This is a genomic window from Nocardia sp. NPDC051929 (assembly GCF_044548645.1).
Classification (GTDB): Bacteria; Actinomycetota; Actinomycetes; order Mycobacteriales; family Mycobacteriaceae; genus Nocardia; species Nocardia sichangensis.
Genome location: NZ_JBIUCG010000009.1, coordinates 192558 through 213342, shown reverse-complemented (window position 1 = coordinate 213342; position 20785 = coordinate 192558). Strand labels below are relative to the sequence as shown.

19 protein-coding genes are annotated in these 20785 nt (G+C 68.4%); 10 read left to right on the top strand and 9 right to left on the bottom strand.

Translation table 11 applies throughout. From position 1 onward, the window contains the following. Positions 1–177: 177 nt before the first annotated feature. Genes ACIHAX_RS14020 through ACIHAX_RS14005 form a run of 4 tightly spaced genes read right to left on the bottom strand, consistent with a single transcriptional unit; the run spans position 178 to position 4265 of the window. On the bottom strand, positions 178–996 hold the full coding sequence (locus ACIHAX_RS14020) for an SDR family NAD(P)-dependent oxidoreductase (RefSeq protein ID WP_397277654.1): 819 nt from the start codon (positions 994–996) through the stop codon (positions 178–180). A 58-nt stretch (positions 997–1054) separates the two neighbouring features. Continuing rightward, positions 1055–1786 carry a glucose 1-dehydrogenase gene (locus ACIHAX_RS14015; protein WP_364436795.1) on the bottom strand — a complete coding sequence of 244 codons (732 nt, stop codon included), beginning with the start codon at positions 1784–1786 and terminating at the stop codon, positions 1055–1057. Beyond that, positions 1786–3495: a 3-oxosteroid 1-dehydrogenase gene (kstD, locus tag ACIHAX_RS14010; RefSeq protein WP_397277651.1), complete on the bottom strand. Its 1710-nt coding sequence runs from the start codon at positions 3493–3495 to the stop codon at positions 1786–1788. Before kstD ends, ACIHAX_RS14015 begins: the two co-directional genes overlap by 1 nt. A 14-nt stretch (positions 3496–3509) precedes the next feature. Next, the gene (locus ACIHAX_RS14005; RefSeq protein ID WP_356965835.1) at positions 3510–4265 is read right to left on the bottom strand and encodes a glucose 1-dehydrogenase; all 756 of its coding nucleotides are present in this window, start codon (positions 4263–4265) and stop codon (positions 3510–3512) included. Positions 4266–4484: 219 nt separating this feature from the next. Between ACIHAX_RS14005 and ACIHAX_RS14000 the strand changes: the two genes are divergently transcribed. Genes ACIHAX_RS14000 through ACIHAX_RS13985 form a run of 4 tightly spaced genes read left to right on the top strand, consistent with a single transcriptional unit; the run spans position 4485 to position 7778 of the window. Next, the gene (locus ACIHAX_RS14000) at positions 4485–5612 is read left to right on the top strand and encodes an LLM class flavin-dependent oxidoreductase (protein ID WP_355075421.1); all 1128 of its coding nucleotides are present in this window, start codon (positions 4485–4487) and stop codon (positions 5610–5612) included. 26 nt (positions 5613–5638) lie between these two features. Beyond that, positions 5639–6397: a glucose 1-dehydrogenase gene (locus ACIHAX_RS13995; protein WP_364436805.1), complete on the top strand. Its 759-nt coding sequence runs from the start codon at positions 5639–5641 to the stop codon at positions 6395–6397. An 18-nt stretch (positions 6398–6415) separates the two neighbouring features. Then, positions 6416–7363, top strand: coding sequence for an alpha/beta hydrolase (locus ACIHAX_RS13990; protein ID WP_397277649.1), 948 nt, complete (start codon positions 6416–6418; stop codon positions 7361–7363). 34 nt (positions 7364–7397) lie between these two features. Next, entirely contained in the window at positions 7398–7778 is a 381-nt protein-coding gene (locus ACIHAX_RS13985) for a hypothetical protein (protein ID WP_355075416.1), read from the top strand. A gap of 27 nt (positions 7779–7805) precedes the next feature. Here the strand turns inward: ACIHAX_RS13985 and ACIHAX_RS13980 are convergent, their stop codons facing one another. Together ACIHAX_RS13980 and ACIHAX_RS13975 are read right to left on the bottom strand one after the other, a co-directional pair. Continuing rightward, positions 7806–9332 carry an NAD(P)/FAD-dependent oxidoreductase gene (locus ACIHAX_RS13980; protein ID WP_364436812.1) on the bottom strand — a complete coding sequence of 509 codons (1527 nt, stop codon included), beginning with the start codon at positions 9330–9332 and terminating at the stop codon, positions 7806–7808. Positions 9333–9873: 541 nt separating this feature from the next. Continuing rightward, positions 9874–10506: a TetR/AcrR family transcriptional regulator gene (locus tag ACIHAX_RS13975; RefSeq protein WP_364436815.1), complete on the bottom strand. Its 633-nt coding sequence runs from the start codon at positions 10504–10506 to the stop codon at positions 9874–9876. Positions 10507–10602: 96 nt separating this feature from the next. Between ACIHAX_RS13975 and ACIHAX_RS13970 the strand changes: the two genes are divergently transcribed. The 6 genes from ACIHAX_RS13970 to fadD11 are packed head-to-tail and all read left to right on the top strand — an operon-like array spanning position 10603 to position 18370. Continuing rightward, positions 10603–11496, top strand: coding sequence for a metal-dependent hydrolase (locus tag ACIHAX_RS13970; RefSeq protein ID WP_364436818.1), 894 nt, complete (start codon positions 10603–10605; stop codon positions 11494–11496). Next, positions 11493–12545 (top strand): PDR/VanB family oxidoreductase, encoded by a 1053-nt coding sequence (locus ACIHAX_RS13965; protein WP_397277646.1) that lies wholly within the window; start codon positions 11493–11495, stop codon positions 12543–12545. The genes ACIHAX_RS13970 and ACIHAX_RS13965 overlap by 4 nt, the downstream gene beginning before the upstream one ends. A 59-nt stretch (positions 12546–12604) precedes the next feature. Further along, complete coding sequence (locus ACIHAX_RS13960) at positions 12605–14107, top strand: aldehyde dehydrogenase family protein (protein WP_397277644.1); 1503 nt, start codon at positions 12605–12607, stop codon at positions 14105–14107. After that, the gene (locus ACIHAX_RS13955; protein ID WP_364436824.1) at positions 14104–15570 is read left to right on the top strand and encodes an NAD(P)/FAD-dependent oxidoreductase; all 1467 of its coding nucleotides are present in this window, start codon (positions 14104–14106) and stop codon (positions 15568–15570) included. The genes ACIHAX_RS13960 and ACIHAX_RS13955 overlap by 4 nt, the downstream gene beginning before the upstream one ends. Positions 15571–15578: 8 nt before the next feature. Next, positions 15579–16544 carry a short-chain dehydrogenase/reductase gene (locus ACIHAX_RS13950; protein ID WP_397277750.1) on the top strand — a complete coding sequence of 322 codons (966 nt, stop codon included), beginning with the start codon at positions 15579–15581 and terminating at the stop codon, positions 16542–16544. After that, positions 16541–18370, top strand: coding sequence for a fatty acid--CoA ligase FadD11 (gene fadD11, locus ACIHAX_RS13945; RefSeq protein ID WP_397277641.1), 1830 nt, complete (start codon positions 16541–16543; stop codon positions 18368–18370). The genes ACIHAX_RS13950 and fadD11 overlap by 4 nt, the downstream gene beginning before the upstream one ends. A gap of 143 nt (positions 18371–18513) precedes the next feature. Here the strand turns inward: fadD11 and ACIHAX_RS13940 are convergent, their stop codons facing one another. From ACIHAX_RS13940 to ACIHAX_RS13930, 3 genes are all read right to left on the bottom strand, one after another. Next, entirely contained in the window at positions 18514–18882 is a 369-nt protein-coding gene (locus ACIHAX_RS13940) for a GNAT family N-acetyltransferase (protein ID WP_364436830.1), read from the bottom strand. An 83-nt stretch (positions 18883–18965) separates the two neighbouring features. Continuing rightward, positions 18966–19403, bottom strand: a complete 438-nt coding sequence (locus ACIHAX_RS13935; protein ID WP_397277639.1) for a hypothetical protein — start codon at positions 19401–19403, stop codon at positions 18966–18968. Further along, positions 19375–20781, bottom strand: a complete 1407-nt coding sequence (locus ACIHAX_RS13930; RefSeq protein ID WP_397277637.1) for a phytoene desaturase family protein — start codon at positions 20779–20781, stop codon at positions 19375–19377. Before ACIHAX_RS13930 ends, ACIHAX_RS13935 begins: the two co-directional genes overlap by 29 nt. Positions 20782–20785: the final 4 nt, after the last annotated feature.

Below are 20785 nucleotides of genomic sequence, written 5' to 3'. Positions count from 1 at the left end.
ATCCCTCAGCATGGGCCGTCCTTCTTGTCGAAGCGCCGGAAACGAGCAAGGCGGTCCTACCCGCCCAGGTCGCGAAGGACCCGGTTCGGTAGGACCACCTTGTGCAGTGGGTGATCAGCGAGAACGTGTCCGGCTGCTGACACGCACCTGCCGCCCACAGGATCTGCGCGCCGCGTGTCAGGCGACCTCGTTCTTCATCTGCGCGGTGAGGATCTTCTGGTATCCGGATCCGAAAACCCTTGGCAGCCAATCGATGACGTGGGCATCCGCGCCGATCAAGATCTTCGCCTTGTTCTTGCGGATACCGTTCACGATGACCCGCGCGGCGTGCTCCGGGCTGGTCTTGGCCAGGCGGTCGAAGTTGGCGGCCAGCGCGTCGCGGTCGCGATCGCCGCCCGCCCGCGCCTTCCAGGCGATCTCGGTCTTGATCATGCCCGGATGCACGCTACTGACGCCCACCGCGTGCCCGGCGATGTTCATCTCCTGCCGCAGCGCGTCGGTGAAGGCGCGAATGGCGAATTTCGTCGCACTGTAGGCGCCCTGGCTTGGGCAGGCGGCCAGGCCGAACATGCTCGACACGTTCGCGATATGGCCGTCACCGGAGGCGATGACATGAGGCAGGAACGCCTTCGTGCCGTAGGCGACGCCCCAGAAGTTGATGCCGACGATCCATTCGAAGTCGGCCCAGCCGAGTTCTTCCACATTCGCGGTCAGCGAGACTCCGGCGTTGTTGACCACCAGATTGATCCCGCCGAAGTCCTCGGCCACCTCGTCGGCGTGGCGGTACACCGCCGCCCGGTCGGTCACGTCCAGCTTGTACGCGCGCGCTTGCGCGCCTTCCTTGGCACACAGCGCCGCGGTCTCGGCGACGTTCTCCACGTTGCGGCCCGACAGCGCCAGCCGTGCACCGCGGCGGGCGAGTTCGACCGCCAACGCCCGGCCGATGCCCGCGCCCGCGCCGGTGATCACCGCGGTCCTGCCCTCGAAATTCTTCACGGTCGATTTCCTTGTCTCGCTCGGCGGTCGGCCCGCCGGTTTGCTCTGCCGGTGGTCCTCACAGGCACGTGTAGCCGCCGTCCGCCACGAATTCCGAGCCGGTGCTGAAGCTCGACTCGTCACTGATCAGGAACAGCACCAGGTTCGCCAGTTCCTCGGGACGGCCGGCCCTGCGGATCGGCTGATTGCCCGACATGCCCTGCGAGCGTGCCGATTCCGCGGTCATCTCGGTGACCACGACACCGGGGTGCACCGAGTTGACGCGAATGTCGTCGGCGGCGAACTCCTGGGCGGCGGTCTTGGTCATGCCGCGCACGGCCCATTTGGACGCGGTGTAGCCGAGGATGTTGGAGAAGGCGATGATGCCGCCGATCGAGGAGATATTGACGATGGAGCCGCCTCCGGCCCGGCGCATCGACCCCAGCACCGTCTTCATGCCGAGGAACACCCCGACCTGGTTGACGTCGATCACCTTGCGGAAATCGGCTTCCGACAGCTTCTCGATCGGATCGACGTGGACGATGCCCGCGTTGTTGACCAGGCCCGAGACCGGCCCGAAGACCTTCTCGGTGTAGGTGACCACGTCGTTCCAGGCCGACTCGTCGGTGACGTCGAGCGGGAGGAAGGTCGCCGCGTCGCCCAGCTCGGCGGCCAGAGCCACGCCATCGTCCACCAGGACGTCGCTGATCAACACTCTGGCGCCCTCGGCGACCAGCCGCCGCGCGAAGGCCGCACCCATTCCTCGGGCGCCGCCGGTGACGATCACGTTCTTACCCTCGACGCGTCCCATCAACGCGCTCCTTCCGATGTCTGCGCCCGACGTTCGGTCGTTCCCGGCTGGTTCCCTGCGATATGACCGGCCGCGATGTAGCCGAACACCATGGCGGGACCGATGGTCGCGCCCGCGCCCGCGTAGTCGTTGCCCATCACCGAGGCCGAGTTGTTCCCCGCCGCGTACAGGCCGGGGATGGGCTGGTCGTCGCTGTCGAGGACGCGCGCGTGCTCGTCGGTGACCAAACCGCCCTTGGTGCCCAGATCACCCGGCACCATCTCGACGGCGTAGAACGGCCCCTGCTCGATCGGTGCCAGGCACGGATTGGACCGCACCGTCGGATCGCCGTAGTAGCGGTCGTACGCGGAATCGCCACGGCGGAAGTCCTCGTCGCGACCGGCACGGGCGAAACCGTTGAAGCGCTCCACCGTCGCGGTGAGCGCCGCGGGCGGCACGCCGATCTTCGCCGCGAGCTCGGCCAAAGTGTCTGCCTGCTGGATGATCCCGGCATCCAGGTACTTCTGCGGAAGCGGACGCTTCGGGAAGTTGCCCAGGAACAGGTACCGGTCCCGGAACCGCTGGTCCATGATGAAGTACGCCGGGATGTGCCCGACGCCCGCCGCTTCCTGCTCGTACATCTTGTGCACGACGTTGACGTAGGGGGCCGATTCGTTGACGAACCGCTCGCCCGCGTGGTTCACCATGATGCCGCCGGGCTGGGAGCGCTCGGCGAGGCAGAAGAACGGCGGCCCGTCGGGATTGCGCACGGACGGTCCCCACCAGGCGTCGTCCATGAGATCGACCGCGCCGCCGGCCTTCTGGCCCGCGACGATGCCCTCACCGACGTTCTCGGTGGCGCCCACCGTCCATTCGGTGGACTGGGGGCCGCTCATGTACTGCCGACGCATCTCCAGGTTGTGCTCGAAGCCGCCCGCCGCCAGCACCACGCCGCGGCGCGCCTTGATCACCACCGGCGTCCCGTCGCGTTCGGCGCGTACGCCGACCACCGCGTTGCCCTCGGTGATCAGTTCGGTCAGCGGCGTGTTCAGCCACACCGGCACCCCGGCGTCGCGCAGCGACAGCCACAGCCGGGCCGCGAGGGCCTTGCCCAGGCTCAGCGGCAGCCGTCCGCGCAGCTTGTTCCCCACCGCTTGGATACCGACCTTGATCGCGGTGCGCTTCCCGGCCCAGGTGCGGGCGATCATGTTCAGATCGTGGAAGTCGCTGACGGTGAAGGCGATGCCCTTGGGACCGGACATGGTCGGCTGGTTGATCTTGTGCAGGTCGCCGCCGAGCAGCCGTCCGTCCAGCGGGGCCGGCTCGATGCTGCGTCCCTGGGCGAGACCACCGGGGAACTCGGGGTGGTAGTCGGAATAGCCACGGTCGTAGACGAATTCCCAATATTTGCTGCGAGCGCCGAGGTAGCGCATCATCTCCGGTCCGCGCTCGAGAAACGCCCGCTGCCTGGCCTCCGGTACCCGATCGCCCACCACGGCCGCGAGATAGGTGCGGGCAAGTTCCGGGCTGTCGGGCACGCCTTCGCGCTGCAGTACCGGGTTGTTCGGGATCCAGATGCCGCCGCCGGACCGTGCCGTGGAGCCGCCGAACGCTCGGCCTTTCTCGATCAGCGTCACCGAAAGTCCACGGTAGGCGGCCGTGAGGGCGGCGGTCATGCCCGCGGCGCCGGAACCGACGACCACCACGTCGAATTCGAATTCCTGAGTCATCGCGTCGCTTCCCGTCAGTAGCCGCAGCCGGTGAGCATGCCGCCGTCGACCACGAATTCGCCTCCGGTGCAATAACTCGCCGCGTCCGAGGCCAGGAACACCGCCACATGGGAGACCTCGACGGGCTGCCCCCAGCGCGGGATCGGCAGGCTCGCGAAGAAGCCGTCGCCGTCGACGCCGGACGCACCGGACACCGCCGCGGTCATGGGCGTGGCGATGCCGCCCGGGTGCAGCGAGTTGACTCGGATACCCAGATGGCCGAGCTCGCGGGCGGCCGACTTGGTGATGCCGCGGATCGCGAACTTGCTCGCGCTGTAGGCGGACAGGCCCGCGGCGCCGACGAACCCCTCCACCGAGGAGACGTTCACGACCGCACCGCCGCCGGTCTCGGCCAGCGCCGGTGCGGCGGTCTTGATGCCCAGCCAGGTGCCGGTCACGTTGACCGACATGATCGCGGTGAAATCCGCCAGAGCCATTTCGGCGATCGGGACGAACCGCAGGATGCCCGCGTTGTTCACCACCGCGTCCAGCCGCCCGTAGTGGCCGACCGCCTCCGACACCGCAGCGGACCAATCGGCCTCGCTGGTCACATCGTGGTGCACGTACCGCGCGGCGTCACCCAGTTCCGCGGCCAGCGCCGTTCCCTCGTGATCGAGCACGTCACCGAACACCACCCGCGCGCCCTCGGCCACGAACTGCCGTACGTGCTCGGCGCCCATCCCGCGCGCCCCGCCGGTGACCAGCGCCACCTTGCCGTCGAGTTGTCCCACCGATTTCCGTCCTCTCTGACCGTCCCTTGCGCACCGACGCTAGGTCGCCCACCGGGGGCACGGCACCGGACGGTCCCGCCCACCGGGACTAGCTCCTGACCTGAGAAATTCCAGCGGTCATATTTCGATTAGGCATACAGCTTCCGACTGTCCCGCAGCGGGACGAATCACCCCCGACGAAACCGGAAACGCCCGATCGGGCGTCGAGAAGGAGACCGGATGAAGTTCTCGATGATCTTCGAGGCCCAGATGGCCAACCCCTCGCGTGAGCACGAGCACCAGGTGCTGCGCGACTGTGTCGAGCAGGCGGTACTCGCCGACGAGATGGGATTCGACACCGTCTGGGCGGTCGAGCACCACGGCTTGAAGTGGTACGCGCACATGAGCGCCCCTGAGGTCTTCCTGACCTGGGTGGCCGCCAAGACCGAACGGATCCGGATCGGGCACGGCGTGGTGTGCATGCCGTTCAACTTCAACCACCCCGTGCGGGCGGCCGAACGCGCAGCGATGCTCGACGTGCTGTCCGGCGGCCGGCTCAACCTCGGCGCGGGCCGCGGCGCGACGCCGGTGGAGACCTCCATGTGCGGTGTCGACCCCGAGCGCACCTACCAGGAGGTCGAGGAGTCGCTGCGCATGATCGGCAAGGCATGGCAGGATCCCGAGGCCGAATTCGAGTACAACGGCGAACTCTTGCAGGTCTCGCCGCATTCGCTGCTGCCGCGGCCGGAGCAGCTGCCGCATCCGCCGCTGTTCATGGCGTGCACCAAGAAGGACACGCTGAAAATGGCCGCCGACTACGGAATCGGCGCGCTCGTGCTGGGTTTCGCGGGCGTGGAGGAGATCGCCGAACTGCGGCGCACCTATGACGAGGCGATCGCCGCGCGCACCGGTGAGCGTTTCGTCTCGACCGTCGTGAACGATCATTTCGCGGCGCTGTGCCCCACCATCGTCCTCGACGACCGGGAGAAGGCCCAGCAGATCGGCGCCCGCGGACAGCGCTTCTTCGCCCAGTCCATCAAGCACTACTACGGCGCGGGTCCGGCTCCCGACGAGGCCGTGGACCCGAACGCGGACGAAGTCGCCGCCATCAAGCAGGCCGCCGACGACCACGTGGCCTACCTGCACGAGGCCAAGATCCCCGTGAAGACCGGCGCCACCTCGGTCTTCAACGTCGAGCACGCCTACGGCAGCCCCGAGGACGCCATCGCCTACGTCGAGCGTCTGCAGGCGGCGGGCGCCGACGAGATCCTCTGCCTCATCCAGATGGGCACCGTGCCGCAGGAGGCCTGCCTGGAGACCATCCGGCATTGGGGCGAGAAGGTCATCCCCCACTTCCGCAACAGCTGACCCCGCAAGACAACGAGGAGTTCGACATGGTTGACCTGAGTGGGAAGGTCGCCCTGATCACCGGCGCCGCCCGAGGACAGGGCGCCGCCGAGGCGCGGCTGTTCGTGGAGCGCGGCGCCCGGGTGGTGATCACCGACGTGCTGGAAGCCGAAGGCGCGCAACTGGCCGAATCGTTGGGCGCCGCCGCACGTTTCGTCCGGCATGACGTCGGCAGCGGTGACGACTGGGAGGCCGCCGTCGGCACGGCGGTTTCGGCGTTCGGCACGCTGGACGTCCTGGTGAACAACGCCGCCATCTACACCGCGAAGCCGCTGAGCGACACCGCGCCGGAGGAGTTGGAGCGAATCCTGCGGGTGAATCTGGTCGGTCCGTTCCGCGGCATCCAGGCGGCGATCGGGCCGATGACGCGGGCGGGCGGCGGCTCGATCGTCAACATCTCCTCGCAGGCGGGCCTCGAAGGGCTGATGGGTCACTCCGCCTACGGCTCCTCGAAATGGGGCCTGCGCGGGCTGACCAAGACCGCCGCGCTCGAACTGGGCCCGGCCGGAATCCGGGTCAACTCGGTGCATCCTGGCCCGATCGCGACCCCGATGGTCCCGTACCTGACCACCGGCCCCGGCAGCTTCCCCTCCCTGCCGCTGCAACGCACCGGCGCGCCGGAGGAGGTCGCCGAGCTGGTCGCGTTCCTTGCTTCCGACGCCTCGGCCTACATCACCGGCGCCGAGGTGACGATCGACGGCGGCCTGGCGGCGGGCAAGTTCCTGCCACCGGACCTCGAGCAGTAGCGAAAGGGGCGAGCCGCGATGCCGCTGACACCACAGGCGCGGGCGATCGTCGAGGCCGCGGGCGCCGCGTTCCCGAAATTGGGCACCGAAGTGCTCGATGCCGCCGAGGCCCGGCGGCTGCTCGCCGCCCGTCCCGCGCCGGTCATCGATCCGATTCCCGTCGCCGAGGTGTGGGATCGACTGATTCCCGGCCCGCCGGGCGCACCCGAGATCCGCGTCCGCGTCTATCGTCCCGCCGCGGCGGTGCAGCCGCCTCCGATCGTGATCTTCTGCCACGGCGGCGGATTCGTGATCTGCAGCCTCGACAGCCATGACCGGTTCTGCCGGGCCATGGCCGTTGGGGCGGAGGCGATCGTGGTGTCGGTGGACTACCGGCAGGCGCCCGAGCACCGGTTCCCCGCGGCGGCCGAGGACGCGTACGCGGCGCTGCGCTGGGTCGCCGACCACGCCGAATCGCTGGGCGGCGATCCCGCCTGCCTCGTCGTGGCCGGGGACAGCGCGGGCGGCAACCTCGCCGCGGTGACCACGTTGATGGCACGCGATCGAGGCGGCCCCGAGATCGCCCGGCAACTGCTGCTGTATCCCATGCTCGATCCGGCCTGCGCCACGGCGTCCTACCGCGACAACGCCGACGGCTATTTCACCACCGCCGCCCACCTGCGCTGGTATTGGCGTCAGTACCTGGGCTCGCACGACGGCGCCGATCCGTACGCCAACCCACTCTCCGCCGACCTGGCCGGGCTCCCGCCCGCACACATCGTCACCGCGGAGTTCGATCCGCTGCGCGACGAGGGCGAGGACTACGGGCAGCGGCTGCGGCGAGCCGGTGTCCCGGCGGCGATCCACCGCTGCGACGGCATGTTCCACGGCTTCCTGAGCATGGCCGACGACCTGCCCGAGGCGGTCCGGGCCAACACCGCCACCTACGAGGTCGTACGCGCCGCCCACGCCGAGCGGCGTTCCTGAACGAGCCCGCACCACGCACTGTTAGGACCCACCCATGACGATCCAACGGATCGGCCCCGCCTACCCCACCGACGACCTGCCCGCCACGGTGGCACTGCTGGCCGCCGTCCTCGCTACCGAACCCACCGTCGTCGACGGCGACCGCTGGGCCCAGTTCGACAGCGATGGCGTCCGCGTGATGCTCGCGGGCACCGACCGCGAGGACGACAGCCCGTTCCTCGCGATCAAGGTGGACGACCTGGATGCCGCGTTGAACCGGCTGCGCGCCGGAGGTTTCGAAGCCGCGCAGCCGGTCATCGGACCGCACGAACGCCGCGCCGTGATACGGCCGACGCCCGGCTCCGCCTGGCACATCGCCCTCTATGAACCGATCTCGGGTGCGAATCCGGCCCAGCGAGCGGAAACATCCGAGTAGCAACGAAATACGGCGCGGCCGGCATTGTCACTCGGAGTGGATTCCGGCGGCCGGTTCCGATGCGGCCGGATCTGTCGGGTTCGCCGGATCGGGGGGAACCGCACGGAACGATTCGGACGGCGGTCGCCGTAAGGCGCGATCGAAGGCACGCGCCGAGGCGGGCCACGGGTTGGTGACGCGCCCGCTGTCGTGTTTGTACCAGCAGTTCGATCCCATCGCGGGCCACACCGTCTTGGTGACCGCTTGCTCGAGCCACTGCTGATGTTCCCGCATCGCGGTTTCCCTGACCTCGATGGCGGACGCGCCGATCCGATCACGCCAGTGCAGGCAACGAACGATGTAGTCCACCTGACACTCCTTCATTCCCGGATTGCTGCCCGCGGGGTTGAAACTGTTCGGCCCGGCGATCAGGAAGGCATTCGGATAGCCGGGAACCGCCATGCCCAATAGCGCGGTCGCTCCGGAACGCCACTGGTCGTGCAGCAGCACGCCCCCGCGTCCACGCACGGTGATCGGGACCAGGAACTCCGGAGCACGGAAACCGGTGGCGTAGATGATCACATCCGCGGGATGGTGTGCACCATCGGCGGTGCGCACTCCATCGCGGGTGATCCGGGCGATCGGGTCGGTGATCAGCTCGACGTTCTCGCGGGCCAAGGCCGAATAATAGTGGCTGTCGAAGATGATGCGCTTGCCCCCGATCGGATAGTCGGGGGTGAGTTTCGCCCGCAGCCGCGGGTCCGCGATCCGGCTGCGCAGGTACCGCCGGGCAGCCCATTCGGCGGGCCGCGCCGACCAACCTCGGCGCATGATCGGCGCGAGCACGGCATCGGAGCCGTAGTACAGGACTCGGCGATAGAGATGGTGAGCGCCGGGCAGCCGCAGCGCCGTTCGAGCGAGCGGCCCGAAGTCGGCGGGTGGTTTGGGCAGTACCCAGTGCGGCGTGCGCTGGAAGACGCGGACCCGCCGGGCTCTCGTGGCCAGGGTCGGCAACATCTGTGCCGCGCTGGAGCCGGTGCCGATCACCGCCACGTCCCTGCCGTGCAGGTCCTGGTCGTGGTCCCAGCGCGCGGAATGGAACGACGGTCCGGCGAAATCCGCCCGGCCCGCGAGATCGGGAATGCTCGGCCGGTGCAGCTGGCCCACGGCGAAGATCACCACCTCGGCGACCACACGCCGCCCGTCGGAGGTGGTCAGTTCCCACCCGCCCTCGGTTTCCAGATAGCTGGCTTCCCTGATCGCGGTGCCCAATCGCAGATGCGGAACCAAACCGTGGTCGGCGGCGACCCCGCGCAGATACTCCAGGATCTCCGCCTGGCGCGGATATCGGATGCGCCGACTTCGGTAGGGCGCGAACGAGAACGAATACAAGTGGGACGGCACATCACAGGAGCAGCCCGGATAGGTGTTGTCTCGCCAAACCCCGCCGACGTCGCCGTCCCGCTCGAAGATCACGAAATCCGTGATCCCGGCTCGCCGCAACCCGACTCCCATCCCGATGCCGCCGAAACCCGCTCCGACGACAGCCACCTTGTAGGTCATCGAGATCGCCACCCCTCCTCCTTCATCATCACACAGTCAACATGCAGCTACCTCATCTCTTCGTTGGCTGAAGGCTTCTGGATGGAAACACTTCCGAGTGGCTGACCGCTGGACGGTGTAGGCCAGAAGTACGGAGCCACAGTGAAACACCGCGCATCACATGATCAACGGGACGATGTTCGACGATCCGCTGACGGTCGCGGTCCCCCATTCACCACGCGATCAGTAGCGATCGATCGCCTGCCAAATAGCACACTCTCCGCTATTTTGCCGGGCCTTGTCGCAGGTACGGCCGATCGTCTCGTCGCAACGAGAGCGCGGGGAGATGCCGAGGACCGTTTCGCCGAACGCGACGGATTCGACGTGGCGCTGGTCAACGGCACATCCGGGATCGCCAAGTGGACGAAGGCGTCTTCTGAACGAATTCCGGCGCAGCGTTTTTCGCGGAACACCGGACGAAATCGACAGCGGTTGCCGCGGTACAACTGAGCGTTCGTCCGTTGGACATCCGCGCGCGGCATTCCACGGAGCGACCGGTCCGGTGCGTCCGGTGTCAGCGGGGCGCGACGTTCGGTCCGGCCACCACCGGCACCAGGTATGTGCGCGCGAAATCGTCGAGTTGCCCGTCGGTCCGGAGTTCGGTGAGCCCGTGCGGCGCGAGGATCAGCGAGTGGACGATCCGGCACACGATTTCCGCACGAGTGGTCAGATCCGTTGCGGGCGGCAGGATTCCCCGTTCGACAGCGCGCTCTAGCGCGGTGACCGTCGCGTGGACGGACATCGCGAACGGGCCCGCGCCATCGACGGTGAGTTTCAGGACAACGCGCGCCGGTTCCAGCGCCAGCATGCGGTCGACGAGCGGATTCGTGCGCCAGCGGGTGATCACGGTGACGAACATGTCGGCGACGAGATCGCCGAGTTCGTCGTGCCGGTCGGCGATCTGGGTGATCTCGGCGAGCACCGCGGCCACCTCTCGACTGATCACGGCTTGCACCAAGTCGTCGCGGCCACCGACATGGCGATAGACCGTCACCCGGTCCACGCCCGCCTTCCGCGCCACTTCCTCGATCGTCGTCTTCTTGACGCCGACCTGCTCGAAGAGGACCAGAGCCGCGTCCAGGATCCGGGTGACGAGGGTACCGGCGACATTCTCGCTGCTCGCAGTGGCCTTCGACGCGGTGGGCATGGGCCAACGCTAGCAAAACGGATCTATCCTGCAACATTCAGCCCGAGTTGTTGCTGCAACATTGCAATGCGATTTGTTGTTCTGTACGGTCGGGTCATGGCTGAGCAGGCAGGCGCGACGCAGCGCCGGTATCGCGACGAAGCGCATGCCATCCATGCGCGCGACGTCCATTTCGATTTCGACTCCGTGCCCATGCACTACGTGCCGGGCGAGGCCTTGGCCACCCACATCGTCAATGTGATGCACCTGGTGCTGCCCGAAGGGGAACGAGCCATGGCGCAGGCACTGGCCGAAGCCCTGCCGCACATCGACGACGAACGATTGCGGGAGGAGGTGACGGGGTTCATCGGGCAGGAGACCATGCACGCGAACAGTCATGAAGCCGCGCGCGCCCACCTGCGATCGATCGGGTTGGACGTCGACTCCTACGTCGGCAAAGTCGCCTGGCTGGTCGATCGCATCCTCGGTGACCACGGCTTGACCGGCCGGGCGCGAGAGGAGTGGCTCAAGGAACGGCTGGGTCTGTTCGCGGGCATGGAGCACTACACAGCGGTGCTCGGGGAATGGCTGCTCAACGCGGACATCCTCGAGGAGAAGGGCATGCATCCGGCGATGCTGGACCTGGTCCGGTGGCACGGCGCCGAAGAGGTGGAGCACCGCAGCGTCGTCTACGACGCTTTCATGCATATCGACGGCAGCTACGCACGGAGAGCCCGCACGGCGATCCTGGCCAGCGCGACGTTGCTTCCGCTGTTCATCGTCTCCACCGCCTATCTCTACCGGAAGGATCCGTCGCCGCAGAAGGGCCGGTTCTGGGGCCTGCAGTTCTGGAGCGCGACCCGGCGTGGCGTCATCCCGAAGTGGACGGTCTTCGTTACCGAGATGCCGCGGTACCTGCGGCCGGGTTTCCATCCGTCCCAGCTGGGTCCGATGGACAAGGCCCTGCGCTATCTGGCGCACTCGCCTGCCGCGCGGGCGGCGCACCGATGAACGGATCACCCACCCTGGCCGAGCGCTCGGCGCCCGGGGGACTGCGCCTGATCGGCGATGTCATGGACATCTATCGGAAGGTGTTCGTCACCGGACGCACCGCCGCGCTCCTGTCCCGCCCGAACACGGTGCGCCGCAAGGGCTTCGATACGGACGTCACGATCGCCGGGATCGAACGCGAAGCCGCCGACGTGGTGAGCCTGACACTGCGCGCGGCCGATGGCAGTCCGCTGCCCACCTGGCGGCCGGGCGCGCACGTGGATGTCTTCTTGCCCTCGGGACGGCAGCGCCAGTACTCGCTGTGCGGCGACCCGAGCGACCGGTTCCGGTATCGCATCGCGGTGCGGCTCATTCCCGACGGGGGCGGCGGATCGCGCGAGATCCATCATTCGCTGCGAGTCGGCGACCGTCTGCGCATTCGCGGGCCGCGCAACGCGTTCACCTTCGTCGAGGCGCCGTCGTATCTGTTCCTGGCCGGTGGCATCGGCATCACCCCGATCATCCCGATGATCGAGGCCGCGGGCGCGCGTGGACGCCTGGTGTACGTCGGCCGCTCACGCGAGACCATGCCGTTCCTGGCCGACCTGCCCGACGCCGACGTCAGGCCGGACGACGAATTCGGCCCTCCGCATGTCGCCGCACTGCTGGCGCGCGCAGAACCCGGTGCGGCGGTGTACGTATGCGGGCCGCCGCCGATGCTCGATGCGGCGCGGCGGTGCCTGTTCGCACTCAACCCGACGGCCTCGCTGCACACCGAACGGTTCTCCGCGCTGCCGGTCGTCGACGGCGCGGAATTCGACCTCACTCTGGCGCGCACTGCGACCACCGTCCGGGTCGCGGCCGACGAAACGGCGCTCACCGCGATTCATCGCGCACTGCCGGACACCCCTTACTCCTGCCGGCAGGGATTCTGCGGCACCTGCAAAGTCGCGGTCGTCTCCGGCGCCGTCGACCACCGTGATCGCGTGCTCACCGCGGCCGAACGCGAGAGCCAGATGCTGGTCTGCGTCTCCCGCGCCGCGGGCGAACACCTCGTGGTCGACCTCTGAGACCGTCATAGGAAAGGGACAGCGTTGTCTATGCGTTGCCGATCGAGGGAGACGACCCGATGAGCGTCTCCACCGACAATCACGCACCGTCGGTCGTGTCGACCTTCGACGTGCACGATCCGTCCACCGGCGAGGTGGTCGGAACCTACCCGGTCCACGACCGCCATGCCGTGGACACCGCCGTCGCCGCCGCCCACGAGGCCGCGACCTGGTGGCACGATCTCGGCTTCGCCGGACGCGCTCGGCATCTGGACGCCTGGCGCGCCCAGATCGCCACCGGCCGTAACGAACTGGCCCAGATCATCCACCGGGAAATGGGCAAGCCGGTCTCCGACGCCAAACTCGAGATCGCGATGGCCCTCGAACACTTGCGATGGGCGGCCCGCAACGCCGAGAAGGTGCTCGGCCGTCGCTCCGTGCCGTCGAGCATGCTGACGCTCAACCACGCGGCCACGGTCGAATACCTTCCCCTCGGCGTGGTCGGCGTGATCGGACCGTGGAACTACCCGGTCTTCACTCCGCTCGGCTCCATCTCCTTCGCGCTGGCCGCCGGGAACGCGGTGGTGTTCAAACCCAGCGAGTACACCCCCGGCGTCGGGCTGTGGCTCGCGGAGGCGTTCGCACGCACCATGCCCGCCGAGCCGGTGCTGCAAGTGATCACCGGGCTCGGCGACACCGGAAACGCTCTGTGCCGCAGCGGCGTCGGCAAAATCGGGTTCACCGGATCCACGGCCACCGGCAAACTCGTCCTCGCGGCGTGCGCGGAGAACCTCACGCCGGTGCTGATGGAGTGCGGCGGCAAGGACGCGTTGATCGTCGACGCCGATGCCGACCTCTCCGCCGCCGCCGACGCGGCGGTGTGGGGCGGGTTGTCCAACGCGGGGCAGACCTGTCTGGCCGTGGAGCGCGTCTACGTCCACGCCGACGTCTACGACGACTTCCTCGCCGAACTGGTGGCGGCGGCGGGACAGATCGACGCCGGTAGGGCGGATTCGAAGATCGGCCCCATCACGATGCCGAAGCAACTCGCGATCATTCGCCGCCACATCGAGGACGCCGTCGCACGCGGTGCCCGGGCGGTGCTCGGCGGCCCGGATGCCCTCGATCGTCAGTTCGTCCAACCGACCATCCTCGTCGACGTCCCCGAGGACGCGTCCGCGGTGACGGAGGAGACCTTCGGTCCCACGCTGACGGTCACCAAGGTCAGGGACATGGACCAGGCCGTCGAGTTGGTCAACCGCTGCGCCTACGGGCTGGGCGGCACCGTGTTCGCCCGCCGCAACGGGCGCGACATCGCCGACCGCATCCGGGCGGGCGGCATTTCCATCAACGCGTTCGTCGCGCACGCCACCATTCCCGCGCTGCCGCTCGGCGGCGTCGGCGCCTCCGGATTCGGCCGCGTGCACGGGCCGGACGGGCTCAGGGAATTCACCTACGCCAAAGCCACCACGCGCCAGCGTTTCCCGTCCCCGTTGCCGCTCACCTCGTTCCGGCGCGACCACCGCGTGGACATGGTCGTCGACCTGCTCATCGCGGTCCTACACGGAAGGAAGCGCCAGTGACCTCCGATCCGATCGAACACACCCCCATCGCGATCGTCGGCGCGGGTCTGGGCGGCATCGGCCTGGCGATCAAACTCCGCGAGGCCGGATTCGACGATCTGGTGGTCCTCGAACGCGCCGACGACCTCGGCGGCACCTGGCGGGCCAACACCTATCCCGGTTGTGCCTGCGATGTGCCGTCCCACCTCTACAGCTACTCCTTCGCACCCAATCCGGAGTGGTCGCGCACCTATGGACGGCAGCCGGAAATCCTGAACTACATCCGCTCGGTGGCCATCGAACACGATGTCGTCCGCCACATCCGGTTCGGCGCCGAACTGCTCGACGCCCGGTGGGACGAGCAAGGTTCGCTCTGGCGGATCGAGACCTCGCGCGGCACGCTGACCGCGGACTTCCTGCTATCGGCCACCGGGCTCTTCGCGGAGGCGAAGTATCCCCGGCTGCCCGGCATCGACTCCTTCGCGGGCACGTCCTTCCATTCGCTGCACTGGAACCACGATCACGATCTCACCGGCGAGCGGGTCGCGGTGATCGGCACCGGCGCCTCGGCGGTGCAGTTCGTGCCGGAGATCCAGCCGAAGGTGGCCCAGCTGCTGCTGTTCCAGCGATCGGCCCCCTGGATCGTCCCGCGCATGGATCGCCGCACCCTCGAACTCGAGCGACGGCTGCTGCGCCGTATCCCGCTGGCGCAGCGCGCCATTCGCGGCGGGTTCTACGCGGCGATCGAGACCTTCGGGCTCATCTCGCTGGTCGATCAGCGCTTCCGGCACCCGTACGAGGCGCTGGGCCGACTGCAATTGCTGCGGCAGGTCCGCGACCGGGAGCTGCGCAAGAAGCTCACCCCCGACTACGTCATCGGCTGCAAACGAGCGATCTTCTCCGACACCTACCTACCGGCACTCGACCAGCCGAACGTCGACGTGGTCACCCAGCCGATCGCCGAAATCCGGCCGCACTCGATTCTGCTGCGCGACGGCAGTGAGCACGCGGTGGATACCCTCATCTTCGGAACCGGTTTCACCTCGATCCCGACCGCCTACGAGCGCTACGTCGGGCGCGACGGGCGAACGCTGGCGCAGCTCTATCGGGAACGACCGCAGAGCTATCTCGGTGTCGCGCTGTCCGGGTTCCCCAACTTCTTCTGCACGCTCGGTCCGTTCGGCGCCGCCGGTAACCAGTCCGCGATCTACATGATCGAATCCCAGATCGCCTACATCGTCGACGCCTTGCGCGACGCGCGCTCCCGCGGAACGCGCCGGATCGAGGTGCGACCGGCAGCGCAGGCCGATTTCGTCGCGGAGATGGCTCGCCGCAGTTCGTCGACGGTATGGCTCACAGGCGGATGCCAGAGCTACTACCAGACGCCGGACGGGCTCAACGCCGGTCTCTACCCGAACTGGAGCTTCGAATACCGGCAGCGCACCAGCCGATTCGACACCGCGGCCTACGAGGTGATCCGGTGATCGGCGACATGCTCCGGATCGCCAGGGGGCGGCGCGGATATTCGGTCGCGGGCAGGGTCGTGCTGATCACCGGCGCGGGGCGCGGCATCGGCGGCGAACTGGCCGCGCTGCTGCACCACAAGCAGGCCTCGGTCGTGCTGGTCGATCTCGACCGGGATGCGGTCGACGCGGCAGCCGCCGGATTGGGCGATCGAACCCTCGCCATCGCCGCCGACGTCGCCGACCGCTCGGCGATGCGGGCGGTCGTCGACCGGGCCGCCGATCATTTCGGCCGCTTGGACGTGGTGGTGGCCAATGCGGGCGTGGTGCCCCGCCCGGCGACGGTGCGCACGCTCGACGGGCAGGACTTCGACCGGGTGATGGACATCAACCTCACCGGTGTGTTCAACACCGTGCGCCCGGCGCTCGATCACGTCGTCGCCGCCGAAGGTCATGTGGTCGTGGTGTCGTCGTGCGCGGCGTTCGCTCCCGGCATGGCGGGAGCCCCGTACATGATCAGCAAAGCCGCGGTCGAACAGCTGGGTCGGGCGTTGCGTGTAGAACTGGCGCCGTTCGGCGCTTCGGCGGGCATCGCCTATTTCGGCATCGTCGACACCCGGATGACCCACGACACCCTCGATCACGACGAACTCGGCCGTGAGCTGGACGACCTGCTGCCGTGGCCGTTGAACACGCGCATCTCGGCGGCGCAAGCGGCCGGGACCATCGCGGACGGCATCGAGCGTCGCGCCGCGCGCACCATCGCACCGGCAGGGTGGGAGCCCTACGCGCTGCTGCGCGGGGCGGTCAATGTCGTGCTCGACAGCGCACTCGCTCACGACCGCCGCGTGCACGACCTGCTGCGCAGGGTCGAAGCGCGCACGACACCGTCGCCGTATGCCGGTCACGACGGCTCCAGGTCGCCCATCGCATCTCCACTCAGCACGGTCCGGCCGCAGCATGCGCCGTCCGACCCGAAGGAATCCCTTTCGTGAGCACTCCACGCTTCGACACGCTCCCCGCCGCCTTCCAGCACAACGCGGCCGTCGATCCCGACGCGGTCGCGCTCCGCACTCCCGGCGACGCCGCCACCCTCACCTGGCGCGAGTACGCGACGCGGGTCCGTCTGATCGCCGCCGGGCTGTCGGGACTGGGCGTCCGGCGCGGCGACACGGTGGCCCTGATGATGTCCAACCGCATCGAGTTCTATCCGCTGGAGGTCGGGGCGCAGCATCTCGGCGCCACCAGTTTCTCCGTGTACAACACCGCGTCGCCGGAGCAGATCGCGTACGTTCTGGGCAACGCCGGTGTGCGCGTGCTGATCTGCGAGCCCGGATATGTCGAACAAGTCCGCGCGAGCGGCGTCGAACTCGAGCACATCGTATGCGTCGACGACGCCCCGGAGGGCACTTTGTCGGTCGCTGACGTCATCGCCGCGGGTGAGCGAGACTTCGACTTCGACGCCGCGTGGCGCGCGGTCCAGCCCGATGACGTCGCGACGCTGATCTACACGTCGGGCACCACCGGCGATCCCAAAGGGGTGGAGACCACGCACGCGAACCTGATGTTCGAGTGCTACGCCGTCGATCAGGTGCTGGGCATCCGATTCGGGGACACCATCACGTCCTACATGCCCACCGCGCACATCGCCGACCGGCTGACCGCGCTGTACTTCCAGGAGGTCTTCGGCACCCAGGTGACCTGCGTCGCCGATCCGACGGGGATCAGCGCCGCCTTGGCCGACCTGCACCCCACGATCTGGGGCGCCGTGCCCCGGGTATGGGAAAAGCTCAAAGCGGCAATCGAATTCGCGGTCGCCAACGAGCCCGGCGAGCAGCGCCAGGCCGCGTTGCGGTGGGCGTTGGCGGTCGCCGCCCAGCGCAGCGCTCATCAATTGGCCGGGGAGCCGGTCCCCGAATCCGTCGCCGCCGAGTGGGCACGCGCCGATCGACTCGTCCTGTCCGGGCTGCGCGCGAAACTCGGTTTAGACCGCGTCCGCTGGGCGATGTCCGGCGCCGCGCCGATCCCCGCCGAAACGCTCGGATTCTTCGCCGGGCTCGGGATCCCGATCGCCGAGATCTGGGGCATGTCCGAACTCACCTGCATCTGCAGCGTCAGCCACCCCGGCGACGCCAGGCTCGGCACCGTGGGCAAACTGTTGCCCGGCATGCGGGCCAGGATCGCCGACGACGGTGAACTCCACGTCCGCGGCCCGCTCGTGATGAAGGGCTATCGCGGTGAGCCCGGCAAGACCGCCGAGGCCGTCGACTCCGAGGGCTGGCTGAGCACCGGCGACGTGATCACCATCGATGACGCCGGATATCTGAGGGTCGTGGACCGCAAGAAGGAGTTGATCATCAACTCCGCCGGGAAGAACATGTCCCCCACCAACATCGAGAACGCGATCAAGGCGGCGACACCGCTGATCGGGGCGATCGCGGTGATCGGCGACGGCCGCCCCTACAACACCGCGCTCCTCGTCCTCGATGCCGAAACCGCCGGACCGTACGCCGAGCGGCACGACCTGCCCGATTGCTCGGCAGCGGCCTTGTCGGCCGACGCCGGCGTCATCGAGCAGATCGCCGCAGGCATCGCCGCAGGCAATGCGAAGCTCTCGCGGGTGGAGCAAGTCAAGCGGTTCCGCGTCTTGCCCACCTTCTGGGAAGCGGGCGGCGACGAAGTCACCCTTACGATGAAACTCAAGCGCCGGGTGATCGCCGAGAAATACGCCACCGAAATCGCCGGACTCTACGCAACTGACCTCGGCCCGGATGTCCACGAACCCGCCGGGCCTGTCGCCGCCCCGGTTGCCACCGGCTGAGCGAACCGGCGGCTGATCATCGCTCCTTGACCCAGTACATCCCACGACCGGACTCCGCGGGCGCACGCTTTTCGCGTGGCTCGATCCGGTCCAGCCGGTAGCCGAGCCGCCGGGCTACCGCGGCACTGCGGACATTCGCCTCGTCACAGTGGATCTCGACACGATCGACGCCCGGCAGCGCCGATCTCCACAGCTCGCGAGCCGAGCCGATCGTGCAGACCGACCGCGCCGAGCACGCTGCCGTCGGCGGCGAAGATGCCGAAGTTGAAACTGCCCGCGGCGCTGGGCCAGCTCTCGTCCGTCTCCCGGCCGAAAGCGCGTTGACTCTCCAGTGTCGCCGGTTCGGCGAGCCAGTCCATCCAGGGGTGGATCTCGTCGAACGAGGCGTTGATCGCCTCGAGTCGCGGCAGCAGGTCCTCCGGCTGCCATCGCCGTAACAGCAGCTCGTCCAGTTCGATCCGTTCCGGTGGCACGACGCCCGGTGCGAGCGCCGAGCACGGTTCGATGCTCATACCGATATCGTGGCCATCCGGCACGTGACCGTGCAAAGCGATTTCCGGCAGATCCATAGCCGGCCGCACGGGCCGCCGACGTTTCAGGCACCCCGGAGACGAACTTCGGTGTCCAGTTCGGCGGCGGTCTCGGTCAGTGCGGCGGCGTCCGGGTCCTCTCCGATCCGGGCGGCCAGTTCGGCCCGCGACAGGATGAGCATTCCTTGCGGCTCGGACCCGAAGGCACCTTCGATTCTGATCTGCCCCTCCTCGAGGACCAGGTACGCGTCCGGTTGGCCGGTGGCCAGCAACCGGCGTAGATCATCCGCCGTGACTCGGCCGAAACGCTGTGCGCTGCTCGACGACGTGTCTGCTGCATTGGTGTTTTCCGCATCCATGGTGACCGATTGCCCGGGTGATCCAGCGGGAAACCGCTGGTCACCCCGGACCAGCCGGTGGTGTCGCCGCGGCAGCGTCAGGCCAGGGCGAGGATCGAGACGATGGCCGGGCTCGTCAACGCCGGAGCGCCCGCTGCGCGGCATTCACGCCGCACATCCCGTGCGCCCCTGGGCCCGGCGGTGTGGCCGCCGAGCACAGGTAGTGACCCGGCACGCCTACGTCATAGGGCTGCAGGGTCCTACGCGGACCGAACAGCAGCTGTGTGATGTCCTTCGCGCCGGTCATAATGTTGCCGCCCACATAGTTGGGGTTGTATTCGGCGAATTCCGCCGCGCTGCGCACGCTGGTTCCGACTATGCGGTCGCGAAAACCGGGGGCGAAGCGTTCGATCTGGGCGGTGATCTCCGCCGTGGCGTCGCCGGGATAGCCGTGCGGGACATGAGCGTATGCCCAGATCGGATGGATGTCGCCCGCCGAACGTTGCGGATCGGCGAGATATTGCTGCCCCACCAGTACGAAAGGTCGTTCGGGCATGCGACCGCGATGGATCTCGCGTTCGGTGGCGGCGATCTCGGCGAACGTGCCGCCGAGGTGCACCGTCCCCGCCCGGCGCGCCGCCTCCGCCGTCCACGGCACGCCGCCGTGCACCGCGAAGTCGACTTTGCAGGCACCCGGGCCGTAACGAAAGTCTTGATACGACTTCCGGATTCGAGGCGGCAGGCGGTCGCCGAGGATCTCCGCGACCGCGGTCGGCGCCAGGTCCCACATGGTCAGTTCCGCCGGCGGCAGATCGGACACCGACCGCACCCGCACGCCCGTTTCGATCTTTCCGCCGAGGTCGCCGAGGGCCGCCGCCATGGCGTCGGTGATCCGTTGCGATCCACCCGCGGCGACCGCCCAGCCGTAGGCGTGGCCCGCGGTGAGGATGCCAAGGCCGATGCTCGCGCTGAGCGGCCGGTGCAGCGGGTGGAAGGCATGCGCGGCGACGCCGCCGAACAACCCCCTCCCCTGCTCGGTGCGGAACAGTCCGGCGAGCAGCGTGGCCGGAACCACGGCGGGAATCCCGAAGCGCGCCAGCCGCACCGGGTGGCGCGGCACACGCAGCAGTGGCCGCATGATGTCGGGGCTCATCCGGTCGTAGCCCGCCGCCGTCCGCTCGAACAGCAGTCGCCACGCACGGCCGTCACCGCCGAGCCCGGCCGCGGTCTCCGCGACCGAGCGCAGCAGCACGCCCGCGGTGCCGTCGTCGAGCGGATGGGCGCAGTCGATCTCCGGCCAGGCCCAGGTCAATCCGTAGCGCTCCAGGTCGAGACCGCGCAGGAAAGGAGAGCCGACCGCCATCGGGTGGATGGCCGAGCAGTGGTCGTGCAGCAGACCGGGCACGATCGCCTCGCCGGTGCGAGTGCCGCCCCCGATCTCGTCGGCGGCCTCCAGCACGGTGACGTCCCAACCGGCTCGGGCCAAGGTGATGGCCGCGGCCAAACCGTTGGGGCCGCCGCCGACCACGACTGCGCTGCTCATGTCG